Raw genomic sequence first — 25,921 nt, 5'->3', positions numbered from 1 at the left:
CCGGGAGTATAAGTTTTATTGATCCTTCTGCGCCTCAAGTTTTTTATGAAAAATCTTTAAGGCTAACCTTACAGCATAATAACTAACAACAATAGTTAGCGGTAAGGCCATATACCATAATACTTGATGTAGGTAATTCATATCCTATTTTTTTTATCTTAATACACATGTAAATCTTCCTCACCCATTTCTTCTTCATCGATGGGTTTATTATTAATCGACTTCCACACATACCAAATGTAGGCAATTACAAAAGGTACCATTAACGACACGTAACTCATCACAGTTAAAGTGAAATGACTCGAAGACGAATTCTGAATGGTTAATGAACTTTGTAAATCGAAACTCGATGGGTAGAATGAGGTGTTATTAAATCCTGCCAAAAGAAACAAGCTTAACACCGTCAGAATGGTTCCTGCACCCGCACACCATATTCCTTTGGTATGCACCCTTAATATACTTATGGTGATGCTGTACAAAACAGCTACAACACCAATTAAAAACATGATGAATACCACGGGCATCTCGAATAAGTTAATCGCGTATTTATACTCCTGCATGGTAACCAATCCGGTTTCCGCATTTACTGCATAACCATTACGAAACATCAAGCAAATTACGAAAGTGAGAAAAAATACCACAAACGGAATGGCATTGTTAAGTAATTGCTTTCTTGCTCGCTTTAATATTTCGTCGTGTTGAACACTATTCATAAAATAAAGTAATGCCAGACATCTTGCCAGGAAGAATACCGCCAAACCTAATGATAAGTTGTGCAAGTTTAGCGCTGCTTCAAGTCCATGAGAAGAAAGTTCCCACTGCGATTGATTTAAATCATTCACACTGAAAGCTGAGCCAGTGAAAAAAGTTGCCACGGCCGTTCCGATTAATACTGTCCCAATCAAACCGTTGAGCATTAAAAAGACTTCGTAGGTTTTTGCCCCGAAAAAATTATTTGGTCGCGATCGAAACTCATAAGCCACTGCTTGCAATACAAACGCGAACAAAATAATCATCCAGACCCAATAGGCTCCTCCAAAACTTGTACTATAAAACAGTGGAAAAGATGCAAAGAAAGCTCCACCGAATGTGACAAGAGTTGTAAAAGTAAATTCCCATTTTCGGCCAAGTGTATTCACCAAAATGGTGCGTTCCATATCTGTTTTTCCAATTGTATACAGCAATGTTTGTCCACCTTGTACAAACATTAAAAACACCAGTATAGCTCCCAGAAGAGAGACAATTATCCACCAATATTGCTGTAAAGCTAAATGTGATAGTGCTTCAAACATTATTTATTCCCTCCTTCTTTTGGTCCATTCTTAATTTGTTTCACCATTATGCGCACTTCGGCAATTGCCAATCCTACAAAAGTTATAGTAAACAATCCGAAAGTGATCATTACTGAACTCGTATCAATTTTAGATACGGCAGTCATGGTTGGCATTAGGTCTTGAATAACCCACGGCTGACGGCCCACCTCTGCAACCACCCAGCCCGATTGACTTGCGATGTAGGCAAAAGGAATGGTCCAAAGCGCTGTGTAAAGCACCAACTTTTTATTCTCGATACGACTGTATAAGGCAAAATAGAGTATTACAATAAAGAGTAAAAGGAAATGTCCGCCTAAAGCAACCATAATATGAAACGCATAAAATGATAATGATATCGGTGGCACAATCTTAAAAGCATTTAACTCCAACTGCTCAGGGTTTGGATCGTAATAATTTCCATATCCAAAGTAGCGAAAGTAGTTTTCCACCCAATGCTTGTCGTCAAACTTTGCTTTTAAGCGATTATATTCTACCGCATCAACTCCTTTTGCTTCCTTAAAAGCTTTCAATACCTGCTGGGCTTCATATCCACGCTTAATTTTCTCCTTATACGACATGATGTTGTAGTCCTCGTTCCCCAATACCAAATCTTTAATACCAGGAACAAAAGCATCTACTTTTAAAAATGCCATATATGATAACATGTTCGGAATTTCAATTTTCATCAGAAAATCTTGATCTGATTTACGATGCATTGGTGTGTCATGTGGCTTTCCAAACAAGCCAATGGCAATTAAAGGCGCATTTGTTTGTCCTTCGTAAAGCGACTCCATGGCGGCAAACTTCATTGGCTGATTCTTTGCAACCTCTCTGGCCGAGCCATCTCCTGAAGCAATAACCATTATGGACGAAACAATTCCAAAAACCGAACCAATAACAATGCTACGTTTGGCAAATAAGATGTGCCTTTTCTTTAATAAGAACCATGCACTAACACCTACAACAAAAACAGATGCGAGTACATAACCCGAAGTGGTAGTGTGCAGAAACTTGTTCACGGCTGTTTCGGATAATACAATATCCCAGAAGTTGACCATTTCGTTCCGCGCCATCTCAGGATTAAATTTCATCCCAATTGGATTTTGCATCCAGGCATTTGCTACCAAAATCCACAAAGCAGATAAATTGGCGCCAATGGCTGTTAACCAAGTAGCTGTTAAGTGAAATCGCTTACTCACCTTTCCCCAGCCAAAAAACATAACTGCTATAAACGTACTTTCAAGGAAAAAGGCCATGATTCCTTCAATGGCCAGGGGCGCTCCAAAAATATCGCCAACAAACCATGAATAATTTGACCAGTTGGTGCCAAATTCAAATTCAAGAATAATTCCCGTCGCTACACCAATGGCGAAATTAATGCCAAAGAGTTTCATCCAGAATTTAGTAATTCGTTTCCATTCGGGATCACCCGTTCGCACATAAATGGTTTCCATAAAAGCAATGATAAAACCAAGTCCGAGAGTTAACGGAACAAAGAGCCAATGAAACATGGCTGTTAGTGCAAATTGTGCCCTCGACCAATTGACAAGTGCAAAATCTATTGATTCAAACATTATATAATAAAAGTTTAGTGTGTAATTAATTCTTCGAGTACATGTTGAGCTCTTTCTTCATCCGTATCATACTTGTTTTTAAGCGTATCCGTAAAAAAGAACAATTTTAAAATGGCAAACATCACAAACAGTTTTAACAGGATTATTATCCACATGGTTCTGCCCCAATCCGACAAACCTCTAAATCCATCCCGATAAAAACGATATACCTTCTTTATCCAATTCATTATTCAACAATTATAAAGCCTCTCCATAAGTTATTATTTCAATTTTTAAGCTCGACATTTTTTTCATATCCTTAAACAAGATTAAATAAAAGAAACATATTTTACGAGATTCTACTTCAGATGTAAAAAAATGATAAAATTTTTTCCGTTAGCTTTTTATCTTGAAAATAAACCTTTTAGAACTTCTGAAAGGCCAAATTTACAAATAATATTGACCAATTAAGAATATTATATGTTGAACAAATTTGGTACTTAAATAATTTTTGTTCACCTTTATTCCGCAATCAGGTATTTCAATACTTATTTACTACATTATAAAAAAGTACTGACAATCAGTTGCATAAAAATTAAAAAATAACTAAATTATATTTCTTAATTGATAACAACCGTTAAACACCCGAGCAGTTGTGTCGAAAGAAATGAAGTTTTAACGAAAAATACCCAGAAAGATGACCGCAGAACAATTCAACCATCGCTTATTGGGGCTTCAACAGAGAATGTTTAGCTACGCCCTTACATTGACTACGAATGAAGAAGATGCAAACGACCTATTGCAGGAAACTAATTTTCGTGCCTTATCGTCGCGTGAAAAATTCGTTATGAACACCAACTTTTCTGCATGGATGCATACCATTATGCGTAATTCATTCATCAATAATTACCGTAGAAGGTATAAAATGCGACAGGCTCCTATGCTTGTAGATGAAGTTAATTATTTATCAAACAAGTATTACACTAATGACACTCCTGATATTCTTCATTATACCAATGAGATATCAAATCACATGAGCAACCTTGATGGCGATTTTAAAAGACCATTAACAATGCACATGGAAGGATATAAATACAAAGAAATAGCGGATAAGCTTGAAATGCCAATTGGCACAGTTAAAAGTCGAATTTTCTTTGGACGCAAGAAATTGCAAAAAATGATTGAATAGCTATAGTCAACTATAATAGATTGGTATTAAAAAGCGAGTAGATTAATTTCTACTCGCTTTTTTTTATAGTTTAATACAGATGACACCTTAAATTAAGGATCGCATCTTATTAGATGCAATACAACTAAAGATACGATCCTTAGTTTACGAAACTTCCTTCACAGCTTTGCCAGCTTCTTTTATAATGGACTTAATCGAGATATCTTCCTTTAAACCTTCTTGCATCCATGCATTAGGTGTAATGCAACCGATACGGAATAAACGCTCAACTTCAGAAGCAAAGTCAGCTGACATTAAATACTGCTCCACCTGAAACTGAATTAAATGACCAAAAGCATAATTCGATAAATAAATTGGACTATTGATCATGTGCGAATAAATGGCCAAAATTGGTTGATCCTTAACACCAAAAACAGGCGCATAATAATCATTCCAAATTTCAATAGCCATCTTTTGAACTGCTGCTTTTAATTGATCAGCTGTGGCAGTTGGATTATCATATAACCACAACCACATGCGTTGATCCAATAATGATACACCCATTATTTCGTAGGTTGACCAGAAATTATCCAAAGTTTGTAAAGCTTCTTTCTGTGGGTTTTTATTATTAATCCCTAGTAGCTCTAAATCACGTTTCTGGAAAATAAAAGCAAGCGCTTCGGTAAAAGCTGTGTTAGGCACACCATTCAACATGTAATAATCCACATCGTATAATGAAATGGTTTGCTCCACGTTATGCCCAAACTCGTGAACGGCAATATTATATCCTTTATAATCCATTCCGCCTTCTGGAATGCGAGTACGCAAATGCGCCGTTTCACCTTTCATGGAAGCACCCCAGGCATGCCCGGAACCTCGCGCCGGATCAACATCGATACGTTCTGCCAAAAATTCTGACTTATCTTTACTAAAACCAAGCTTCATTAACATGCTTGCCAAATCATCATCAAAGGCTTTGGCATTCGGATAGCGTTTTTGTGTGATCGCATCTAAGCTTTCTGCATTTATTGAGCTGCGCGCTTTAAACCCATCGTACCAAATATCCCAAGGCTGCAAGTCGCGACCTAAACGAGTACGAATTAAAACGGCCACTTTTTTCAATTCCTTGGATGACATAAACTTCACAAAAAGTGCTTCGGCATCCTTTTGCGTAATTTCCATTCCGCCTTCAAAAGCTCTTTTCACAGCCGTGTTTAATGGTGTGTGCTCATCCATCGCTTTTAAGGCATGAAAATTATTAATAATTTGCTGGTAACGCTCATTACCTTCGGGACTAGCTTCAATCGCTTTACCATCTTTATATACAATATTTGTAACCGGATCCCATTCAACATCACCATTATTGATCACTTTTTTAGGGATACTCTGATCAATAATTCGTTTCATCACCTCATAAACCTTTGCCTGCGATGCTAAACCTTCTTCACCTCTACTATAGTGCGACTTAATTTCATCACGTAGGTTCCAGTGCGACAACAAGACCATATCTTCTGGAAAGAAACGCTTGTTACTTCCATCGGTTAAATGCCCCATGTGTATATTGTAGTTGGCAATATACATTTCAGAAGCAGAACCTACTTCGGAAGCATTCTGCAATACTTCGGCAGGTATTCGTGCTGTGAAAACATCGCCCAAGCGTGCATAAGCCCACTGCTGACGCGTCCAATCTTTACCCAACTTTTCTTTCTCGGTTAAACTATAGTAAGGAAAATTTAGAGCTATGGTAAAAGCCAACTTGTTGCGATACATATCTTCAATCATATGCGAGCCTGCACTGTAAGCACCAAAAGCTTTATCCACATCAAAAATGTCTCCCATCGGTTCGTGAAGTGGCTTTTGCAGATCAAGACTTATTTTATTAAAGTGACCTCGCAATATTTCCATGTTGCGGCTTATCTTTTCAAAGCTCACGGCCTTTAAATCATTATCAGCAATAAAATTGGATTGACAGAAGGCTTTAAACTCTTCTTCAGTGCCATCTACATTACGCCACAAAGATGCTGCATGATTAACGCCTCGTTGCGCATTTTCCTTCACCTCATCACCATGCTCACTAACTAATAATCCAATAGTAGACTTCACAGTAGCTTTCGAGATATTTGCAATTTCAATATTCTTCTGCTCTTGAGTTTCATTATTACAGCAAGCCGTCATCAAAAACAAGCTTACCACCATAAACCACAATACTTTCATAGATATTATATTTTCAAATGTTAACGTATTATCAAAACTACAGATTAAAAATCAAACAAATAAGGACTTTACTCATGTGAATAAAATCAGATGAGTAAAGTCAACACAGAGACGCAAAGACACTGAGTTTTTCTTTTAAAAAAAGCCCTTATCCATTAAATTAAACGGCTTCTTTTTTCCAGCGCCCTAAACGGAATAGGTAGGCAGCAAAAATAGTCATGAAAGTCTCAGCGATTATAATGGCGTAAAACACACCCGACTCCTCCATTTTTAAAGTAATGGCCATCAGATAGGCCAATGGAATTTCAATTATCCAAAAGGTAACAATATTTATACGTGTTGGTGTTCGGGTATCGCCTGCCCCGTTAAAAGCCTGTATCATAACCATACCAATTCCATAAAACATGAAACCATAAGCTATAATTCGAAGACACTTAATACCTGCTTGCACAACCTCAACATCTTTTGTAAATAAAGTTACAAACCAGCCTGGGAAAATGATGAATAGTAAACTCAATACACCTAGGAAAATCATGTTAATGCGTGCGACTCCCCATACTGCTTGCTCAGCACGTTTTGGTTCACCTGCTCCCAGGTTTTGTCCAACTAAAGTTGCTGCGGCATTACTTAATCCCCACGATGGTAATATAGAGAAGAGAATAATACGAATACCGATGGTATATCCGGCTACTACTTCGCTACCAAAATTAGAAATAATACGTACCATAAAAATCCAACTTGAAGTCGCAATGAGGGATTGTGCGATTCCTCCAAAGGATATCTTAAATAGGTTACGAATGCGTTTAAGGTCAATATTGATTGGCACTTGCTTCAAACTAACGCGTCCTTTTCCCTTAAACAAAATATACAATTGGAACGCTACCGCAACACCTCTTCCAATATTTGTAGCAACAGCAGCCCCAGCAATTCCCAACTCAGGAAAAGGGCCTATTCCAAATATTAATAAGGGATCGAGAATGATATTTAGTCCGTTTGCCAACCACAACGCGCGCATAGCAATAGCTGCATCTCCCGCTCCACGAAAGATAGCATTGTTAATAAACAGAAGCATAATCACCAGATTACCTCCAAACATGATAGAAGTGTAAGATGAAAGTTCATTCACAATGGTATCAGAAGCACCCATTAAGCTTAACAGATCCTTGGCGTATAACATGCCAGGTATTGCAATTATGATAGCAACAAAAACTCCAGCAATAATTGCCTGCATGCCTTCCTTTGCAGCTTCTTCATTCTTCTTCTCGCCTATGCGTCGAGAAACCAAAGCTGTGGTAGCCATGCTCAAACCAAAAGCTATGGCGTAAATAATTGTTAATACACTCTCGGTAATACCTACAGTAGCAACGGCATCGGCACCAAGCTTACCCACGAAAAAGATATCAACAACAGCAAAAACTGATTCCATGATCATTTCCAATACCATTGGAACCGCCAATAAAAAAACAGCCTTATTTAATGGTATCTTGGTATAATCTTGCGATGAACCAGCCAGAGCTTCTTTGAAACTATTCCAGATATTACTCAATTTTCTTTGTCTTTTTTTATTTGATAAGATACTAATATAGTGCTTAGTCATCGCGTTTTAATTTTTGCCTGAGCCTATGATGAGAAGGCTCATCTTCTCTTAATACTTTAATAAATTGATCACTAATTTTGCATGTACATACGGGTACATTCATCACATAAACGACATTTGTCCTCATGGTAAAATCCTCCTTGATTAAATAAAAATTTGAAAAATAAATGAATTAAAAATGATACAATGAAGTTCCGACCTTACTTAGAAGGTAGTGTAGACACAAATGGCCGGACAATAGGATATATTAATCATTGTTTTCATAGTAGAACAAATTTGCTTCTTTTTTATAAAGAATGCAAATGCTTTTTCACATTTAGACTAAAGATTTTGTATTTTGCACAATAAACGAACCTGACATGTTAAAACTCCACAACGTTCTGATAGTCTTAATAATTGTATTATCTGCCTGTTCTCAAACCACCGAGAATACCGAAAGGTTACACTTTAAGATGGACCAATTACAAGCTCTACATGCGGAAGATGCAATTTATAAAGAACGTATTTATGTACCCGTTTATACTGATGTGTTTCATATAGATCAATCCAAGTTATTCCCTCTCACTGTTACATTAAGTTTGCGTAACACAAGTATCAACGATACCATATATATTTATAATGTTGACTACTACAACAGTAAAGGGAAAGCCATAAAACAACACATTGGTGATAATTCAATGTTAAGCCTTTCTCCTCTCGAATCATATGATTTAGTCATTAATAAAAAGACATTTAGTGGAGATACCGGTGCTAACTTTATAGTGGATTGGGGCCGAACATGCGGTAGTGGGCAATTAATGGTTCAGGCATTAATGATTAACACCAGCGGTCAGCAAGGCTTATCGTTTATTACCGATGGTAAAATTATAGCAATAGACAGTTGTAAATAACCTTGATTACATATTAAATAAAAATAGAATGAACGAACAAAGTAGAACAATAGCGATTGTAAGCTACGTTACTATAATTGGATGGATAATAGCACTAATAATGCGACAAAGTGAAAAACCACAAAGCGAATTAAGTCGTTTTCACCTCAGACAAGCTTTAGGTATTAACCTCATCGGCTTTGCTCTTTCAATAGTGCATTACGTTTTGACGTTTGTTTACCTTGGTTTTATAGGTAATATACTTGGCTTTGTATTGTTTATCCTTTGGTTAATAGGATTAATCGGTGCCATACAAGGACAATTCAGGTATGTTCCTTTTCTGGGAAGGTGGTTTGAAGAAAATTTTGATTTTGTACGATAAGTAAATATTATGGGTAGCAGTTTGTTACCCTTTTTTATGTTACTTACTTCGCTGTTAAATGAGCAATAGCATCATCCATATAGTCAATGCATGTTTGACAGTCAATATCCTTATTCGAACGAATAGCATCGCAGCCAAATGATCCAAATTCGTTTGCAAACTTTTCTTTAAGAACATTCTGGGTAGTCTGATCTTCACTAAAAATTCGTTGCGCAGCGTACAGTGCTCCACACATACCTTCAGGTGCACGCCCACTTCCCAAACCCATCAGATCAGAAACTTTAAGGTCGGAAATCCTATTCTGCTCACACCACTTATAAACTAATACTTGAGCACAATTAAGTCGATAATCAGGATGACGATATATTGAAGAAGCCTTTTCTGTCATAGAAGTGATTTATAAAAATTGTTCGCACCAAAGATTAAATCGATCAAGTTGAACCTGACTATGCTTTAACATAGATTTCCGAATTTTGTCAAGACTCTTTTCTTTAGTTAGATTTCCACTTTTGCTATAAAATTTATCGGCGAAACAAATGATTTGTTCTTCGATGCTTACGGGTCGCATATCGCGATGTGGGATGGGTAATTTATTTGAAATGATTTCGGCTAATGATAAACCTGTACCAGTATGTCGTTCGCAAACTAAAGCATGCTTAGGTAAACCTTCCATCTCAAGAATTTGTCGTCCCAAATACCCATGACAGATATATGGAAGTTCACCATTACAATGCAGATCAGGTGCTTTAGTTAAATATATACCAATGTCGTGCAACAAGGCTGCTTCTGCAATAAAGTCAGCATCAGCATTCAACTCAGGATGTTTATAAGCAACATCCAAAGCCTTATCGCGAACACACTTGCTGTGCTCCACCAAAATAGTCCAAATAGGACTATTTGGCAGATAATATTTATCTATGATGCCTTGTACCTCCATGACAATCACAAAGATATTACAAAACAGTATCTTGTGTAATGACTTTTGTTGGCATTACTTATGCCTACTTTTCAACTCACGAGCCAGATTTTCAATTCGATAGCCTTTGTGCGTTAGAAGCACAATTAGGTGATAAATTAAATCGGCGCCTTCATATAGAAAATTCTCATCGTCATTAGCCATTGCTCCAATAACAGTTTCAATGGCTTCTTCACCAACTTTTTGAGTGATGGTACGAGTTCCTTTGGTAAATAAAGAAGTAGTGTACGATTTCTCTGGCATCTCCTCTTTACGCTGATCGATAAAATCCTGAAGTGTTTTTAAGAAGAGAATATCGTCAACCTTATTTTCTTCTTTCCAGCAAGTATCGGTTCCTTTATGGCAAACAGGTCCAACAGGGTTTACTTTAATCAAAAGTGAATCCTCATCGCAATCAACGGCAATAGATACTACATTCAAAAAATTACCTGACTCTTCACCTTTTGTCCAAAGTCGCTGCTTGGTACGACTATAAAAAGTCACTTTTCCTTCAGCTTCTGTTTTTTCAAACGCCTCTTTGTTCATGAATCCAAGCATCAATACTTTATTGGTTGTATCGTCTTGAATAACTGCAGGCACAAGGCCGTTTCCTAGTTTGTTAAAATCTATGTTCATTTTTTAAAGCTAATAGCTTCCAGCTAAAGGCTGATAGCTAAACATTACTATTTCAGTTTATTTATAAAACTCTGAAGCATCATTATTTCTTCAAGAACATGCTCGTTAAGTTCTTCGATTAATTGAGGAGTCACTAATTTAAGCTCCTTTACAATTTCCAGTTGTGTATCAACTTCAAAACAGCTTCCTAAAGCAATTTCCAAATAACGTTGATATTCCTTTTCACTTTTTCGACTACTTCCCTCTGCTATATTTGACGGTATAGAAACAGATGCCCTATTTAGCTGCGACACTAGGTTGAACTTTTCACTTGAAGGTAACTGAGCTGTTAATTTGTAAACCAACTTTACAATTTCAATTCCTTTTCTCCAAACCTTAAGTTTCCTATAATCCTTCATTTTTAGTTAACTTTTTAAGCTATCAGCCATTGGCCAACAGCTATTAGCTATTAATTACATCCTTACCGAAATTCCTTCCTTATTCAAATAAGCTTTCAAATCAGGAATCCCAATTTCTTTAAAATGAAAAATACTAGCTGCTAATCCTGCATCGGCTTTACCAATAGTGAAAACGTCTTTGAAATGCTCCATGGCTCCTGCTCCACCTGATGCAATAATAGGGATGGACAATGAGTCGCTTAATTTAGCTAGTGCCTCATTGGCAAAACCAGTTTTAACACCATCGTGATCCATACTAGTGAATAATATTTCACCTGCACCACGTTCTTCACACTCCTTTGCCCAGGAGAATAATCTCTTATCTGTTGGGATACGGCCTCCATTCACCGTAACAATCCAATCGTCTGCTTGCTTAAGTTTAGCATCGATGGCAGCCACAACAAACTGGCTTCCAAAATTCTTTGCCAAATCATTAATCAATTGAGGATTGCGCACTGCCGATGAATTAACCGATATCTTATCAGCTCCTGCATTTAAAAGCGCATCCGCATCACTCAGTTCACTAATTCCTCCTCCTACAGTAAAGGGAATATTAATATTTCGTGCTATTCGCTTTACCAAGTCTACAAATGTCTTTCGTCCTTCATGAGTTGCAGTAATATCAAGGAACACCAACTCATCGGCACCTTGCTGAGCATATAAGGCACCCAACTCAACCGGATCGCCTACTTCTTGTATCTCGAGAAATTTAACACCTTTTACTGTTTGCCCATTTTTAATATCCAGGCATGGTATAATTCGTTTTGATAGCATAGTTAGTTATTAGTAATTAGACAGTAGTCAGTAGAGTTTAGCGTTGGGGTGATTCTTTTATTTTACGTATTAACGAAGAAAGCATTTTTGCTACTTCCGTGTATTTTGAATCCAGTTCATCAAAAACAATACTATCTATATAATTTACACGAAAAGCTATTTCCAATTGCGTTTGACATTCATAAACAGACCCTTGTGATATCTGTAAAAACCGTATAAATTCTTTCGTATGATTCCTTCCAAAACCTTCAGCTATATTTGAAGGAATAGAAACAGAGCATCTCCTAATTTGAGATGCTAATGCATAATCCTCAACTTTAGGAAACACTTTTAATAATTCATATACATCAACAGTTAAATCCATTGACTTTTGCCAAACGATTAAATCTCTAAATGACTTCATAATTATAAATTTAAGTTTTATACAACTGACTTCTGGCTAGTTTCTACTGACTATCTATAAAAACCTCTCCAACTCCTTCAATTGTAATCGACCCTCGTAAATGGCTTTCCCGAAAATAACAGCCGGAATATTGGCTTCAGCTAAAAGTTCAATATCTCGAATATTACTTACACCTCCACTGGCGACAATGTATAGATCGGGTATTTCAGTTAAAATCTCTTTATATAAATCGATAGCCGGCCCCTGTAACATACCGTCCTTACTAATGTCGGTACAAATCACCTTAGTAATTCCTTTATTACAATAATCTTTGATAAATGGAATTAACTTTTGATCTGTTTCTTCGAGCCATCCAGTAACAGCAATATTACCGTCCTTTGCATCAGCTCCAAGAATTATTTTATCACTTCCATACTGCTTAATCCAACTTTCAAACTCCGCTTGATTTTTAACAGCAATACTACCGCCTGTTACCATTTGTGCTCCACTCTCAAAAGCGATACGTAAATCATCAGACGTTTTTAAGCCTCCCCCAAAGTCAACCACCATATTGGTTTTACCTGCAATTGTCTCCAAAGTTTTATAGTTGATGATATGGCCAGCCTTTGCGCCATCCAAGTCAACCACATGCAGACGTGTTATTCCATGATCTTCAAATTCACGAGCCACTTCCAATGGATCTTCATTGTATATCTTCTTACTGGCATAGTCGCCTTGACTAAGCCTTACACATTTACCTTCGATAATATCAATGGCTGGTATTATGTCGATTTTGTTCATGTTTTTTTAAAGCTGATAGCTGCTAGCTTATAGCCAATAGCTTGAATATTTTACTTAGTTATTTTATTCCAATTACAACTTCAAAAAGTTGCTCAAAATTCTTTCTCCAACAGAACCACTCTTCTCAGGATGAAACTGAGTTGCATAAAAGTTATCTTTTTGTAAGGCTGAACTATAATCAACAATATAATTAGTTGTAGCAGCCGTATCAGCCCCCAAGGCTACATAATAACTATGGACGAAATACACATGCTCCCCTTCCAAAGAAGCATCAAACAACTGGCTATTAACATCGAAGATTGTATTCCAGCCCATGTGAGGAATTTTAATGTTTTCTTCATTACCCACAGGCAATTGAAACTTGATTACTTTCTCATCAAAAATATTTAGGCAACTAACATTACCCTCCTCTGACGAACTACACATCAACTGCATTCCCAAACAAATACCAAGAACCGGTTGCTTTAAAGAGACAATTAATTCATCCAATTTTGTACGACGAAGATACTCCATGGTGGTGCTGGCCTCTCCAACTCCAGGAAAAATTACCTTATCGGCATTGCGAATCACTTCCGGATCGGCTGATATTTCGGCATCATAACCGAGTCGGTTTAATGCATTCAATACCGAACGAATATTTCCGGCGTTGTATTTTATTATTACTATAACCTGAGAGTCCGAAGTCCGGAGTCCAGAGTACGAAGAATAAACTTTGTTCTTATTCATATTTATTTCAATTTGGCTCTTAATCCTTTTAGCATTTTATCTATTTCTTCCAAGCTCTCTATCAATAAAATGAGTTTCTCATCATCCATAAAACCAACATTTCTCGCAATCTCCAATTGTGTTTGAACTTCATAATTAGACCCCATAGCTATCGATATAAACCTTGCGAAATCACCATCTGACTTTCTCCCAAATCCTTCGGCAATATTTGATGGAATTGATACCGAAGCTCTCCTTATTTGATTTGTCAGACCAAATTTTTCCTCAGCAGGAAAAATCTTAGTTTCTTCATAAATCTTTGTAACTAAACCCATTGACTTCTGCCAAACTATTAACTCTTGAATGTTTTCATATTGGATTAGATTTAAATGTAATTCTACAAATCATTACTTTGGACTTCGGACTAAATACTTCGGACTACTCTAACTCCTCTCCAATCCTATCTACCAATTCTCCAAACTCCTCCTTATTAAATAGTCGCGTTAAAAAAATTATCTTTCCTTCTTTATCAATCAGTACATTACGAGTGACACCTGATTTTTTATCGGCAAATAAGCCAAAGATATCAGCGCCAGGGTCTAAACCTATATCATAAGTTACCTTAGTTGATTCCTTTAATTGCATTGCTTTCTCAACGGGTTCATCACGATCAACTCCATACAATTTTAATCCCTTATCTTTATATGCCTGCCAAATATCTTTCTCAATGTGTGGCATCTCTTTACGACATACACCACACCAACTAGCGGTAAACTGAAGCATTACAACGCTACCTTTTAAGTCAGACAGTTTGACTTTAGTTCCATCGGTTAAAGTCATTTTAAAATCGGGTGCCATATCACCTACTTTTACAATGTAACCACGGTCGTCAGCTTTAGATTGAGCTTGACATGTAAATGAGAGAAATAATACGGATAGCAATAAAAGATACTTAGTCATGTTTTAAAAATTTTAATAATTAGTTCCATTGATTGGGTAATCAGAAACTAATCGAATATGATTGTTTTATTTTTATACACCAGCGTTTTACGATCGATGTGTGCCTGAACAGCTCTCGAAAGTACAATTTTCTCAATGTCTTTACCTTTTTGAACCAATGATTTTACTGTATCATGATGCGAAATCTTAATAACATCTTGCTCTATTATTGGACCTGCATCCAAATCGGAAGTAACATAATGCCCTGTTGCGCCTATTAACTTCACCCCTCGTGAATGTGCGGCATGATAAGGTTTGGCTCCTGCAAAAGCTGGTAAAAATGAGTGATGGATATTAATGATTCGATTTGGGTATAAGTCATTAAACGAACTGGACAATATTTGCATATAACGTGCCAGCACAATGAAATCAACTGATTTCTCTTTTAAGAGCTTAAGCTGCTCTTTTTCCACCTCTACCTTGTTATCTTTTGTGACTGGTATGTGATAAAAAAGCAAATTAAATTGCCTGGCAACATGTTCCAAATCCTTGTGATTACTGATGATTAATGGAATATCCACATTCAACTCACCGGCGCTATAACGAGCAAGTAAATCGTATAAACAATGGGATGCACGCGAAACGAATATAGCCATTCGTGGCACCTGATGCGAAAATTTCAATGACCAAGTCATCTCCATTGGCTCAGCAATTTCTGCAGCAATTACTTCCTTAAGCGCTTCCTCAGCAATACCAAACGCTTCCATATCCCACTCCACTCGCATGAAAAAGCGCTCCTCACTCCTATCTGTATGCTGATCGAGATACAATACGTTGCCATTGTGGCGATGAATAAAATCGGTAACCTTGGCAACAATTCCTCTTTGATCGGGGCAGTGAATTCGTAATATGGCTGTTTCTCTCATTCCTTTTTTACTAATTGTTTCGTTTTATATCTTTCACAAAATCGTTGATCGCCGATTCATCCGCACCCTTTTCTTTCAAAAGTTTGACAAATGCACTTCCCACTATAGCACCTGATGCATATTGACAGGCCGTTTCAAAGGTAGATTGATTACTTATCCCAAAACCAATGATTCGGGGCGTATTCAAATCCAAAGAGTTGACCCTATTGAAGTAATCCAGTTGTTCATCTGATAAACCAGATTTAGCACCTGTGACGGCCGATGAAGAAACCATGTAAATGAAGCCATTACTGTTGGCATCAATCAATTGAATGCGTTCATTAGGAGTTTGTGGCGTTATTAAAAAGGTATTGGCAATACCAGCTTCTTCAAATAAAGTCTGATACTTTTCGTGGTACTCATCAAAAGGTAAATCCGGCAAAATCACACCATCAACGCCAACCTCCTGACATTTACTTATAAAAGCCTCAACACCGTATTTAAATACGGGATTAATATAACCCATCAGAACGATTGGCATAGTGATGCTTGGGCGTAATTCCTTAATCTGTTCAAACAACAAATTAATACTCATCCCATTCTCCAAGGCTTGTTCACTGCTATGCTGAATGGTTGGACCATCGGCTAAAGGATCGGAAAAAGGCATACCAATTTCTACCAAATCGCATCCAGCTTTTTGCAAAGCATTTAATATCGGCATGGTATCATCCAAGTTTGGATAACCTGCCGTATAATAAACCGAAAATATATCTTTTTTCTCTTGTAAGAGTTTCTGTATTCTTTTCATATCAATAAGCTGTTAGCTTTCAGCCCCCGATAATTATCGGGGTAGCTGCTAGCAAAAATTAAAAACCAAAACGATTCATATATGTCGCCATGTCTTTATCGCCGCGACCTGATACTGTTATTACCACAGAATCATCTTTCTTAAAACTCATTTTACTAAGGGCTGATAATGCATGAGCTGACTCAAGTGCCGGGATAATGCCTTCCAATTGCGTAAGCTCTTTGGCAGCTTCCAATGCATCTGCATCCGTAGCGGAGATGAAAGAACCTCTTTTGGTATCGTGCAAATGAGCATGCTGAGGGCCAATACCTGGATAATCCAATCCAGCAGAAATGGAATAGGGCTCCGTTATTTGGCCATCATCACTTTGCATCAAAAAGGTTTTGCTCCCGTGGATAATACCCAAATCGCCCAAGGCAATTGTAGCAGCTGTTTCACCCGAATCAACCCCCATACCTGATGCTTCAACGGCAACTAAACTAACGCGTTCATCATCCAAAAAATGATAAAATGATCCCGCCGCATTACTACCACCTCCAACACACGCAATTACATAATCAGGATAATCTTTGTCCGTTTTCTCCTTTATCTGCCATTTTATTTCTTCGCTGATAATAGCTTGCAAACGCGCCACCATATCAGGGTAAGGATGTGGCCCTACAACCGAACCAATCAAATAGAAAGTATCTTCAGGATTACATATCCAATCGCGCAATGCCTCGTTAGTTGCATCCTTCAAGGTTTTACTCCCCGACTTGGCTGCCACCACTTCAGCACCCAGCATCTTCATTCGAGCTACATTTGGCGCCTGGCGCTCAATATCAACTTCCCCCATGTACACCACACACTGTAAGCCCATCAAGGCACAGGCTGTAGCAGTTGCAACACCGTGTTGCCCAGCACCAGTTTCAGCAATGATGCGATCTTTACCCATGTGTTTGGCAATCAAAATCTGCCCGACCGTATTATTAATTTTATGGGCGCCCGTATGATTCAAATCCTCACGCTTCAGGTAAACTTGTGTATTATACTTTTCAGATAAACGTTTGGCATAATACAAGGGCGAAGGCCGGCCTACGTAATCTTTTAATAGAGCTTTATACTCATTCTGAAAGGCCTCTGAATTAATTATATCCAGATAAACCGTTTTCAGATTCTCAATGTTGGGATACAACATTTCAGGTATAAACGCACCACCAAATCGGCCATACATGCCTTTTTCGTCAACCTGATATTTATTTTTTTTACTCATAACTATCTAATAAATTCGTATTACTGCATTACGCTACTTGCACGCAATTCACTCATGAAAACTCTCAACTTCTCAATTTCTTTCAATCCCGGAGCTGATTCAAATTTGCTATTGATATCGATGGCTTTAATATTTAATCCTTCTAATTGTCGAAGTTCCTCAGCGTCATTGGATCCAATGCCTCCACTCAAAAAGATTGGCCGTGCCTGATTATAGCTTTTCAACAATTGCCAATTAAATTTCTTTCCACTACCTCCATAGGCTTTGGTAGCTGTATCAAATAAGAAATAATCGACATAGTCTTCGTAACAACGTGTTAAATCAAAGTTGAAATCTTCATTTATGCGAAACACCTTCATCACTTGTGCTCCACTTTGCTTTAGAATATAACACAGCTCTGGCGATTCATCACCATGTAATTGCAATACATCCAAACCAAAACGTACCTTCATTTCTTGGATATATCGTTCTGAAGCATTCACGAAAACACCTACCTTTCTTATTGAATTAGGAATATCAACAGCCGGATAATCAGCAATAAAACGCGGTGACTTCTCGTAAAAGATGAATCCAAGGTAATCAGGCTTAAGCGCCACAAGCTCATTTATATTATTGGCATCGCGCATGCCACAAACCTTTATTTGAGGAATTGCTTTCATAAGTTATGAGATAAGCGATTCAACACGAATACTCTTACAAAAGTCGATGCAAGCCTGTCCCGGATCCTCTGTCTTCATGAAATTCTCTCCAATTAAGAAGCCATCAAAACCATTTTGACGCAAGAAAAAGACATCTTCTTTAGAATGAATACCACTTTCCGAAATGCGAATTTTATTTTTTGGTAAACGTTGTGCCAACTCAACAGAATGCTGCAAATTAACCTCAAAAGTTTTAAGGTTCCTATTATTGATACCAACCACATCCACAAAAGCATTTAGCTTTTCCAACTCATCTTCGCCATGTAGTTCCATCAACACCTCGAGTCCTAAATAATTCGCCATAGCACCCAACTCTTTGGCTTCGTTTACATCTAAACAAGCGGCAATTAAGAGTATCGCACTTGCACCAATTGCTTTAGCCTCGTATAATTGATAAGGGTCGATAATGAAATCCTTACGCAGAATTGGAATACTTGTGCTACGACGGGCGATGGTTAAATCATCGTTTGTGCCTCCAAAAAACTGTGTATCAGTCAAGACTGAAAGCGCCGAAGCGCCAGCTTTCTCATAGCCCTTAACCACATCGGCAACCTGAACAGCTCCGTTGATAACACCCTTTGAAGGCGACTGACGCTTAAATTCGCATATTACGCCCGACTTCAGTGGATCACTCAAAAAGGCTTTTAAGGACGGAACTTGTTCGTTGAAATCGCGATAGTACATTAACTCTTTAATGGAAACCTTAGCTTTTGCAGCTTCCACTTCTTTTCGTTTCTGTACGATTATTTTATCTAGAATGGTCATTGTATTTTTCTTTAGGCTATGGAAAGTAATTTGGCTAATACACCAGCTGCCTTGCCATCTAATAAAGATTGTCGGGCATCTAGAATAGTTTGTTCTATAGTCTTTTCAGGATAATAACATTGAAGCGCTAAAGCCGCATTGGCTAACACCACATTGTTTTGAGCATCGGTACCTTTACCTTCCAGAATTTGAACAAATATTTCAGCAGCTTGTGGAACCGTATCGCCTCCAAAAATCTCTTCTGGCCGAACGGTGTTCATACCAAAATCTGAGGGTGCATAAATAGTTTCGCCGTTTTGTGTGATGGATTTAAAATCGCCAGTCAAGGAAATTTCATCATAACCATCTAAGGCATGAACAATTGAGTAATTTTTGTCCGTTTGCTGATAGATGTATTGGTAGATCCGAGCCAACTCAACACTGAATACACCCACCAATTGGTTCTGTGGAAATGATGGATTCACCATCGGCCCTAACATATTAAAGAAGGTTTTAAGTCCCAACTGCTTACGGATAGGTCCAACCGCTTTCATGGCAGGATGAAAAAGTGGTGCGTGTAAAAAGCAAATATTAGCTTCATCTAACTGTCTTCTGAGCTGATCAGCATCGCTGGTGAATTGATAACCCAAATACTCCATCACATTTGACGACCCACATGATGATGAAACACCATAGTTGCCGTGCTTCGAAACCTTTGCTCCTGCACCAGCTACTACAAGTGAAGCTAATGTGGAGACATTGAAAGTATTTTTACCATCACCACCTGTGCCACACATATCGATGGTATTGAAATCACTCAAATCAATTCGCTGACATAATTCAAGTAAAGCATCGCGAAAACCCGATAACTCTTCAACCGTTACCGGGCGCATCATGAATACCGTTAAAAAAGCAACTACTTCGGATTGGTTGTAGGATTCTTTGGCAATATTCACCAACACGTCTCTGGCTTGCTGACGTGATAAAGTTTTGTGGTTAAATAATTCTTTTAGTAAGGTCTTAATCATGGTGTAATCAGCTATGGATGACATCTATCAAAGAGATGTCATCCGTTAGTATATTTTTTTAATTCTTTAACCAGTTCTCGATCATCTTCTTTCCATGTTCGGTCAATACCGATTCAGGATGAAACTGAACGCCTCGCACATCATTGGCTTTATGACGTAATCCCATTATCTGCCCCGCTTCATCCTTCGAAGTAATCTCCAATTCATTAGGTAAATCTTCCTCGTTTACCACCCAACTATGATAACGCCCAGCTAAAAAACTATCGGGCAAAGTGTCGAATAAATACTCATCACGACTTAATACTTTTACTGGCGTGGCAACACCATGAAAAACCTGATTCATGTTACGGATACTTCCACCACACACTTCGGCAATAGCTTGACAACCAAGGCAAACACCAAGTATGCTTTTGCTCGGCAGATAAGTTTTTATCAGCTCTTTTAAAATTCCAGCTTCATCGGGTATACCTGGACCGGGTGACAAAAGAATCTTATCGTATTTACCAACTTCAGCTATGCTGATTTCATCGTTACGATAAACATCAACTTTTTCATTCACAAGCTCTTCCACATAATGGACTAAATTATAGGTGAACGAATCGTAATTATCTAATATTAATATCTTCATCTGTATAGTTTCTATATGTAATAGTGCCTTATATTCTGTAATTTGCTAAAAATCTTTGGCTGTTTCAATGGCTTTCTTCAAAGCACCCAATTTATTATTCACTTCAGCCAATTCATTTTCTTCTTTCGACTCACTCACCACTCCGGCTCCAGCCTGATAAAATAAGGTATTGTGCTTACTCAAAAATGAACGAATCATGATGGCTTGATTAAAACTTCCATCTAAACCAATGTTACCAATACAACCTCCGTAGTAACCACGATTTTGGTTTTCGATACCATCAATCAATTGCATAGCCTTGTATTTTGGCGCACCTGATAATGTACCTGCCGGAAAAGTATCGGCCATTACACGTGATGCGATGGAACCAGCCTGCAATTCGCCGCTTACATCAGAAACTAAATGTAAGACATGTGAATAATACTGCACCTCTTTGTAAGTATTCACCTTAACGCCTGCACAATTTCGACTTAAGTCGTTTCGTGCCAGATCAACCAACATTACATGTTCAGCATTTTCTTTCTCATCCTTACTTAATTGGATGGCCAACTCCTGATCCTTAACATCATCTCCAGTACGCTTAAAAGTTCCGGCAATAGGATTAATAGTCGCAACATTGTTATCAATTATGAGTTGAGCCTCTGGCGAAGATCCAAATATTTTATACCCACCATAATCGAAATAAAATAAATATGGCGAAGGATTAATGTTACGCAGAGCACGGTAGACATTAAATTCGTCGCCTTTAAAAGTTTGCTTAAATTGTCGTGACAGTACAATCTGAAATACATCGCCTCTGAAACAGTGTTCCTTACCTTTGGTCACCATCTTCATGTATTCCTCATCTGTCAAATTCGACTCTTCATTGTCGGAAGGAACAAATTGAAACGCAGGAATAGTACGGTTATAAAGCGATTCAATTACCGTTGAACTATTAGATGTTTCTCCTTCTCCAAGATTTTCAATTAAATGCAACTGGTTGCTGAAGTGGTTAAAGGCAATAATGTACCTAAAAAAGGTATAACGCATTTCAGGTATGGAGTGCGCATCCTTCACAGGAGCTTGAAAGTTTAAAGTATCGAAATACTGGACTGCATCGAAAGTGGTGTAGCCAAACAGTCCATTAATTTTCAATGAACATTCTTTTTTATCAACTTTAAAACTTTTGATGAAAGCATCGAGTAAGGCAGGAACATTCTCTTCTTTTGAAACTGGAATTCGCTCCAACTCTTTATGTGCGTCTCCATACATCACTTCACCCTTATCAGCAATAAATTCATAAAGTGGATTAAAGCAAATAAACGACATCGAATTACTATTGCCATGGTAGTCACTACTTTCAAGCAATATTGTATTAGGGTATACATCTCTCAACTTTAAGTATAAACTCACAGGGGTTGTTACATCCGCAACATTAGCGGGGATTTGAGTAGCAATGCATTTTATATTTTTTGTTTCCATGGTTTGGTACTAAGTATTGTTTAAAAAAAAGAAGGCTTACCTTGAGTTAGGTAAGCCTTCTTTGAATATTATAGATATACGGCTAGAGCCCTCAACTCTTTGTTGAAAGTGTTAAATGATGCCACCAACCTGTATTGTTCAAAATCAAATTCATTCTTCTGTTTTTATATGGTCACAAATATTTGAAATAATAATTTAGAAATCCAAGTACACTTTTGCATTTTTATAAACTTTTAATGGAAAAAGTGACAATATTATCAAAAAAGCAAACAAAAATCATCAATTTAATAGTATGCCACTAGTGTTTGAATGCAAATATAGAATGAAGAGTAAAAAAAATGGTTTACGCTTGAAGCCTATCAAGAGCGTAAACCATTCTAACATCAAAATAAAAATTGGCATAGGTGATCGCAACTACCTACACCAAGGAGTATAAATTAACCAAATACAGTCTTACCAGTTTTAACATCGTACATCGCTCCTACGATATCAATCTCTCCTTTATCAAACATCTCGTTTAAAACAGGACTTTTCTCCTTAATGTTTGCAATAGTTAGCTCAACGTTTTTAAGCGAAACCGCATCAACAAAAGCAGCGTTAGTCGAATTTCTCACAACTCCTTGGGATGTCGGCACACCATCAACAGCAGGCTTTAGCTTATCTAACAACAATGTTAAGTTACCTAATTTCGCATCATCACAAGCACCTTTAACCGCACCACACGAGGTATGACCTAATACAACTATGGCTTTTGAACCTGCTAGTTTACAAGCAAACTCGAGACTGCCTAATATATCTTCATTCACAATATTACCAGCCACGCGTGCATTAAAAACATCACCAATTCCCTGATCAAAAACGACCTCCGTTGGAATACGCGAATCAATACAACTCACAATGGCCGCAAAAGGATACTGCCCTTTTGCCGTTTGTTCAACCTGCTCCAATAAATTACGTTCCAATCGACTAGAGTTAATAAATCGATCATTGCCTTCCTTTAACAACTCAATGGCTTTGGCCGGAGTTATTTGCTCCTGTAATTCTTTTGTTTTTGTCTGCTCCATATCATTATCTTTTAAAAGTATTAACTAATAACCAGCTATTTAAACAGCTTTATTAAGCAAATCTTCAACCACCTTACGCTGATTCGTAACTCCTCTTTTCTTTCGTTTAATAACTTTCAAATCTATATCGCGGAATGTGGCTCCCGTTTCAAATTCGCGTATAATTTCTATCACATCCTGATCGATGTTAATGGTTTTTGATGCATCAATAACAACTTTTGTTCCATTAGGAATTTGACTTAAAGTATTCAAGATACTGGCTTTATTTATAAAAGTCACGTCTTCGGCTAAAGCCAAATGCAAAACTCCATCTTTCAAATGCTCATCAGTTTCGAATAAAAATGGTTTCTTAAAATTATTATAGAGTATGTACATCACAGCCACAACCAAACCTAAAATAATACCTATCAATAAATCGGTAAAAACAATTCCAATAATAGTAACCATGAAAGGTGCAAAATGCGAAATACCTAATTTATACATTTGCTTAAATACAACTGGCTTTGCCAATTTGTAACCTACTATAAATAAAATGGCAGCCAAACTTGCTAAAGGAATTAAATTAAGAACGTTTGGAATAGCCATTGCACACAATAACATTATTACACCATGTAGTATGGCTGACATTTTTGTTCGCCCACCCGATTGAATATTTGTAGAGCTTCGCACAATAACCTGAGTAATAGGCAAACCACCAATTAAGCCCGACAGTATATTACCAATACCTTGTGCTTTTAACTCAAGATTCACCGGAGTCACACGCTTTTGAGGATCCAATTTATCCGTTGCTTCCAAACAAAGCAGCGTTTCCATACTTCCCACAATGGCAATAGTAGCACCTACAATCCAAATAGATGGATTCATTATTTGAGAAAAATCGGGTAAGGTAAACTGACTGAAAAAGCCAGAAATACTACCTGCTACTGGAAGTGCAACTATTTGCTCCGAATTCAAAGTCAAAGAAGGTATGCCTTGGAAAATAAGATTTAATACAATACCTAAAGTTACAACAACAAGTGGGCCTTGAATTATACTAAAAGCCTTTATCTTTTTCATGAATGGACGCTCCCATAAAATCAAAACAATCATTGATAGAGCAGTAATAATGATAGCTCCCGGACTTATAGCTTCGAACATATAAAACAACTCAGTCAAGGTATTATGACCATCGGGTTGCGAAAAAGACAAACTCCCTTCGTAATCTTTATTATAACCAACTGCATGAGGAATCTGCTTTAAAATAATGATAATACCTATACCCGAAAGCATTCCTTTAATTACAGATGACGGAAAATAATAACCGATGATACCTGCCTTGGCATATCCTAAAATCACTTGAAAAACACCACTTACAACTACCGCCAATAAAAAGGCTTCAAATGCACCAAGTTCGGTAATAGCAGACAATACAATTACAGCTAAGCCCGCTGCCGGACCACTAACTCCTAATTGCGATCCACTTACTGCTCCAACAACAATACCCCCAATAATACCTGCAATAATACCTGCAAAAAGAGGGGCTCCAGAAGCCAATGCAATTCCCAAACACAAAGGTACTGCTACCAAAAAAACCACTATCGAAGCTGGTATGTCTTGCTTCAAGCTACTAAATAATCCTACTTTCTCTTTCACGCTCATTTCTTAAAATTTTAAAAAACACATTTCTCTGTCTCCAATTCAAAAGAAATATGAAAATCAAACACTGCAAAACTATTACTTTTCTTCATAATAGCAATACTATTATTAATATTTGCATAACTAAAACACAGAAATCACAATTTTGTTTTCTAATTTCCCTATTTTTGTAAAAAAAATATCATCACCATGTCAATTGGAATTAAAATAAATCTAAACAGCAAACTGTATTTACGCGATCCACAAGAAACCAGTCTGGGTCAGAATATAATTAAACACAGTATTATTTTAATTGACGAATTGGGCTTTGAAGCTTTTACATTTAAAAAGCTAGCCAAACAAATGCAATCAACCGAAGCATCCATTTATAGGTATTTTGAGAATAAACACCTATTACTGATATATCTAATTTCCTGGTACTGGGAGTGGGTTAGTTATTTAATCGATATTAATACCTTGAATATTTCTGAACCTGAAAAGAAGTTAGATATAATTATTGAAAAACTGGTATATGCTTATAGAGAGAATCCGGCCATTGAATATGTGAACGAAAGCATATTGCACCGTTTAGTAATTGCAGAGGCATCAAAAGCTTATCACACTAAGGAAGTAGACAAAGATAACAAGCATGGTTTTTTCACCAATTACAAAGAGTTAACCGAAAAGGTAGCCGTAGTGATGGCAGATGTTAACCCAGAATTTCCTTATCCCCATACCCTGGCTAGTAATTTATTTGAGATGGCAAATAACCATAGCTACTTTGCTTTACACTTGCCTAGACTTACCGACATTAGTATTTCAGAGAATGATTATGACCAGGTTAAAAGAATGTTAGCTTATTTCACATCTACATTATTGGGCTACAAAAGCTCACATAATTAGGCATATTCTTAAGTGGTATATATCTTTGATAATTAAATAATTATCACTATCTTAATGGTATAATAAAACCCCGAAAACAGGCACTTTTGCC

Annotated in this window: 30 protein-coding genes; 4 read left to right on the top strand and 26 right to left on the bottom strand. The window is 37.3% G+C overall.

Annotation, left to right across the window (positions count from 1 at the left end; translation table 11 throughout):
- Positions 1-15 precede the first annotated feature (15 nt).
- Genes ACRD7B_RS11930 through ACRD7B_RS11915 form a run of 4 tightly spaced genes read right to left on the bottom strand, consistent with a single transcriptional unit; the run spans position 16 to position 3,114 of the window.
- Positions 16-141 carry a hypothetical protein gene (locus tag ACRD7B_RS11930; protein WP_430824792.1) on the bottom strand — a complete coding sequence of 42 codons (126 nt, stop codon included), beginning with the start codon at positions 139-141 and terminating at the stop codon, positions 16-18.
- Positions 142-158: 17 nt separating this feature from the next.
- The gene (cydB, locus tag ACRD7B_RS11925; protein ID WP_430824791.1) at positions 159-1,292 is read right to left on the bottom strand and encodes a cytochrome d ubiquinol oxidase subunit II; all 1,134 of its coding nucleotides are present in this window, start codon (positions 1,290-1,292) and stop codon (positions 159-161) included.
- Positions 1,292-2,887, bottom strand: a complete 1,596-nt coding sequence (locus tag ACRD7B_RS11920; protein ID WP_430824790.1) for a cytochrome ubiquinol oxidase subunit I — start codon at positions 2,885-2,887, stop codon at positions 1,292-1,294. Before ACRD7B_RS11920 ends, cydB begins: the two co-directional genes overlap by 1 nt.
- A gap of 14 nt (positions 2,888-2,901) precedes the next feature.
- Positions 2,902-3,114, bottom strand: coding sequence for a DUF4492 domain-containing protein (locus ACRD7B_RS11915; protein ID WP_430824789.1), 213 nt, complete (start codon positions 3,112-3,114; stop codon positions 2,902-2,904).
- A 449-nt stretch (positions 3,115-3,563) separates the two neighbouring features.
- Between ACRD7B_RS11915 and ACRD7B_RS11910 the strand changes: the two genes are divergently transcribed.
- On the top strand, positions 3,564-4,055 hold the full coding sequence (locus tag ACRD7B_RS11910; RefSeq protein WP_430824788.1) for a sigma-70 family RNA polymerase sigma factor: 492 nt from the start codon (positions 3,564-3,566) through the stop codon (positions 4,053-4,055).
- Positions 4,056-4,199: 144 nt separating this feature from the next.
- Here the strand turns inward: ACRD7B_RS11910 and ACRD7B_RS11905 are convergent, their stop codons facing one another.
- Positions 4,200-6,248 carry a hypothetical protein gene (locus ACRD7B_RS11905; RefSeq protein ID WP_430824787.1) on the bottom strand — a complete coding sequence of 683 codons (2,049 nt, stop codon included), beginning with the start codon at positions 6,246-6,248 and terminating at the stop codon, positions 4,200-4,202.
- Between the two features lie 160 nt (positions 6,249-6,408).
- A complete protein-coding gene (locus ACRD7B_RS11900; protein ID WP_430824786.1) occupies positions 6,409-7,845 on the bottom strand; it encodes an MATE family efflux transporter in 1,437 nt (478 codons plus the stop codon).
- Between the two features lie 359 nt (positions 7,846-8,204).
- On the opposite strand from ACRD7B_RS11900, the gene ACRD7B_RS11895 reads away from it, so the two are divergent.
- Together ACRD7B_RS11895 and ACRD7B_RS11890 are read left to right on the top strand one after the other, a co-directional pair.
- Positions 8,205-8,735, top strand: a complete 531-nt coding sequence (locus ACRD7B_RS11895) for a DUF3124 domain-containing protein (RefSeq protein WP_430824785.1) — start codon at positions 8,205-8,207, stop codon at positions 8,733-8,735.
- 28 nt (positions 8,736-8,763) lie between these two features.
- Entirely contained in the window at positions 8,764-9,096 is a 333-nt protein-coding gene (locus ACRD7B_RS11890; RefSeq protein ID WP_430824784.1) for a DUF4870 domain-containing protein, read from the top strand.
- Between the two features lie 43 nt (positions 9,097-9,139).
- Here the strand turns inward: ACRD7B_RS11890 and ACRD7B_RS11885 are convergent, their stop codons facing one another.
- The 20 genes from ACRD7B_RS11885 to ACRD7B_RS11790 form a co-directional block, all read right to left on the bottom strand.
- The gene (locus ACRD7B_RS11885; RefSeq protein WP_430824783.1) at positions 9,140-9,484 is read right to left on the bottom strand and encodes a hypothetical protein; all 345 of its coding nucleotides are present in this window, start codon (positions 9,482-9,484) and stop codon (positions 9,140-9,142) included.
- Between the two features lie 9 nt (positions 9,485-9,493).
- Complete coding sequence (locus tag ACRD7B_RS11880; RefSeq protein ID WP_430824782.1) at positions 9,494-10,033, bottom strand: HDIG domain-containing metalloprotein; 540 nt, start codon at positions 10,031-10,033, stop codon at positions 9,494-9,496.
- A gap of 54 nt (positions 10,034-10,087) precedes the next feature.
- Positions 10,088-10,687 carry a bifunctional phosphoribosyl-AMP cyclohydrolase/phosphoribosyl-ATP diphosphatase HisIE gene (hisIE, locus tag ACRD7B_RS11875; RefSeq protein WP_430824781.1) on the bottom strand — a complete coding sequence of 200 codons (600 nt, stop codon included), beginning with the start codon at positions 10,685-10,687 and terminating at the stop codon, positions 10,088-10,090.
- Between the two features lie 47 nt (positions 10,688-10,734).
- A complete protein-coding gene (locus tag ACRD7B_RS11870) occupies positions 10,735-11,085 on the bottom strand; it encodes a four helix bundle protein (RefSeq protein WP_430824780.1) in 351 nt (116 codons plus the stop codon).
- 54 nt (positions 11,086-11,139) lie between these two features.
- Positions 11,140-11,898, bottom strand: a complete 759-nt coding sequence (gene hisF, locus ACRD7B_RS11865; protein ID WP_430824779.1) for an imidazole glycerol phosphate synthase subunit HisF — start codon at positions 11,896-11,898, stop codon at positions 11,140-11,142.
- Positions 11,899-11,935: 37 nt separating this feature from the next.
- The gene (locus tag ACRD7B_RS11860) at positions 11,936-12,301 is read right to left on the bottom strand and encodes a four helix bundle protein (protein WP_430824778.1); all 366 of its coding nucleotides are present in this window, start codon (positions 12,299-12,301) and stop codon (positions 11,936-11,938) included.
- A gap of 54 nt (positions 12,302-12,355) precedes the next feature.
- Complete coding sequence (gene hisA / locus ACRD7B_RS11855) at positions 12,356-13,081, bottom strand: 1-(5-phosphoribosyl)-5-[(5-phosphoribosylamino)methylideneamino]imidazole-4-carboxamide isomerase (RefSeq protein ID WP_430824777.1); 726 nt, start codon at positions 13,079-13,081, stop codon at positions 12,356-12,358.
- 72 nt (positions 13,082-13,153) lie between these two features.
- Positions 13,154-13,807: an imidazole glycerol phosphate synthase subunit HisH gene (gene hisH / locus ACRD7B_RS11850; RefSeq protein ID WP_430824776.1), complete on the bottom strand. Its 654-nt coding sequence runs from the start codon at positions 13,805-13,807 to the stop codon at positions 13,154-13,156.
- 2 nt (positions 13,808-13,809) lie between these two features.
- A complete protein-coding gene (locus ACRD7B_RS11845) occupies positions 13,810-14,139 on the bottom strand; it encodes a four helix bundle protein (protein ID WP_430824854.1) in 330 nt (109 codons plus the stop codon).
- An 85-nt stretch (positions 14,140-14,224) separates the two neighbouring features.
- Positions 14,225-14,746 (bottom strand): peroxiredoxin family protein, encoded by a 522-nt coding sequence (locus ACRD7B_RS11840; protein WP_430824775.1) that lies wholly within the window; start codon positions 14,744-14,746, stop codon positions 14,225-14,227.
- 47 nt (positions 14,747-14,793) lie between these two features.
- A complete protein-coding gene (gene purU / locus ACRD7B_RS11835; protein ID WP_430824774.1) occupies positions 14,794-15,651 on the bottom strand; it encodes a formyltetrahydrofolate deformylase in 858 nt (285 codons plus the stop codon).
- Positions 15,652-15,661: 10 nt separating this feature from the next.
- Positions 15,662-16,438, bottom strand: a complete 777-nt coding sequence (gene trpA / locus ACRD7B_RS11830) for a tryptophan synthase subunit alpha (protein ID WP_430824773.1) — start codon at positions 16,436-16,438, stop codon at positions 15,662-15,664.
- A gap of 58 nt (positions 16,439-16,496) precedes the next feature.
- Complete coding sequence (trpB, locus tag ACRD7B_RS11825; protein WP_430824772.1) at positions 16,497-17,690, bottom strand: tryptophan synthase subunit beta; 1,194 nt, start codon at positions 17,688-17,690, stop codon at positions 16,497-16,499.
- A gap of 20 nt (positions 17,691-17,710) precedes the next feature.
- Positions 17,711-18,349: a phosphoribosylanthranilate isomerase gene (locus tag ACRD7B_RS11820; RefSeq protein ID WP_430824771.1), complete on the bottom strand. Its 639-nt coding sequence runs from the start codon at positions 18,347-18,349 to the stop codon at positions 17,711-17,713.
- 3 nt (positions 18,350-18,352) lie between these two features.
- Positions 18,353-19,153 (bottom strand): indole-3-glycerol phosphate synthase TrpC, encoded by an 801-nt coding sequence (trpC, locus tag ACRD7B_RS11815; RefSeq protein ID WP_430824770.1) that lies wholly within the window; start codon positions 19,151-19,153, stop codon positions 18,353-18,355.
- Positions 19,154-19,164: 11 nt separating this feature from the next.
- Entirely contained in the window at positions 19,165-20,184 is a 1,020-nt protein-coding gene (gene trpD / locus ACRD7B_RS11810) for an anthranilate phosphoribosyltransferase (protein WP_430824769.1), read from the bottom strand.
- Between the two features lie 34 nt (positions 20,185-20,218).
- Positions 20,219-20,788, bottom strand: a complete 570-nt coding sequence (locus ACRD7B_RS11805; protein ID WP_430824768.1) for an anthranilate synthase component II — start codon at positions 20,786-20,788, stop codon at positions 20,219-20,221.
- Between the two features lie 45 nt (positions 20,789-20,833).
- Positions 20,834-22,249: an anthranilate synthase component I family protein gene (locus ACRD7B_RS11800; protein WP_430824767.1), complete on the bottom strand. Its 1,416-nt coding sequence runs from the start codon at positions 22,247-22,249 to the stop codon at positions 20,834-20,836.
- A 437-nt stretch (positions 22,250-22,686) separates the two neighbouring features.
- Positions 22,687-23,313: a carbonic anhydrase family protein gene (locus ACRD7B_RS11795; RefSeq protein WP_430824766.1), complete on the bottom strand. Its 627-nt coding sequence runs from the start codon at positions 23,311-23,313 to the stop codon at positions 22,687-22,689.
- Positions 23,314-23,352: 39 nt separating this feature from the next.
- Positions 23,353-24,951 (bottom strand): SulP family inorganic anion transporter, encoded by a 1,599-nt coding sequence (locus ACRD7B_RS11790; protein ID WP_430824765.1) that lies wholly within the window; start codon positions 24,949-24,951, stop codon positions 23,353-23,355.
- A 186-nt stretch (positions 24,952-25,137) separates the two neighbouring features.
- On the opposite strand from ACRD7B_RS11790, the gene ACRD7B_RS11785 reads away from it, so the two are divergent.
- Entirely contained in the window at positions 25,138-25,830 is a 693-nt protein-coding gene (locus tag ACRD7B_RS11785; RefSeq protein WP_430824764.1) for a TetR/AcrR family transcriptional regulator, read from the top strand.
- The last annotated feature ends 91 nt before the right edge of the window (positions 25,831-25,921 follow it).

It is taken from the genome of Carboxylicivirga fragile, assembly GCF_050589805.1.
Classification (GTDB): Bacteria; Bacteroidota; Bacteroidia; order Bacteroidales; family Marinilabiliaceae; genus Carboxylicivirga; species Carboxylicivirga fragile.
This window is presented reverse-complemented; position numbering and strand designations above follow the sequence as displayed.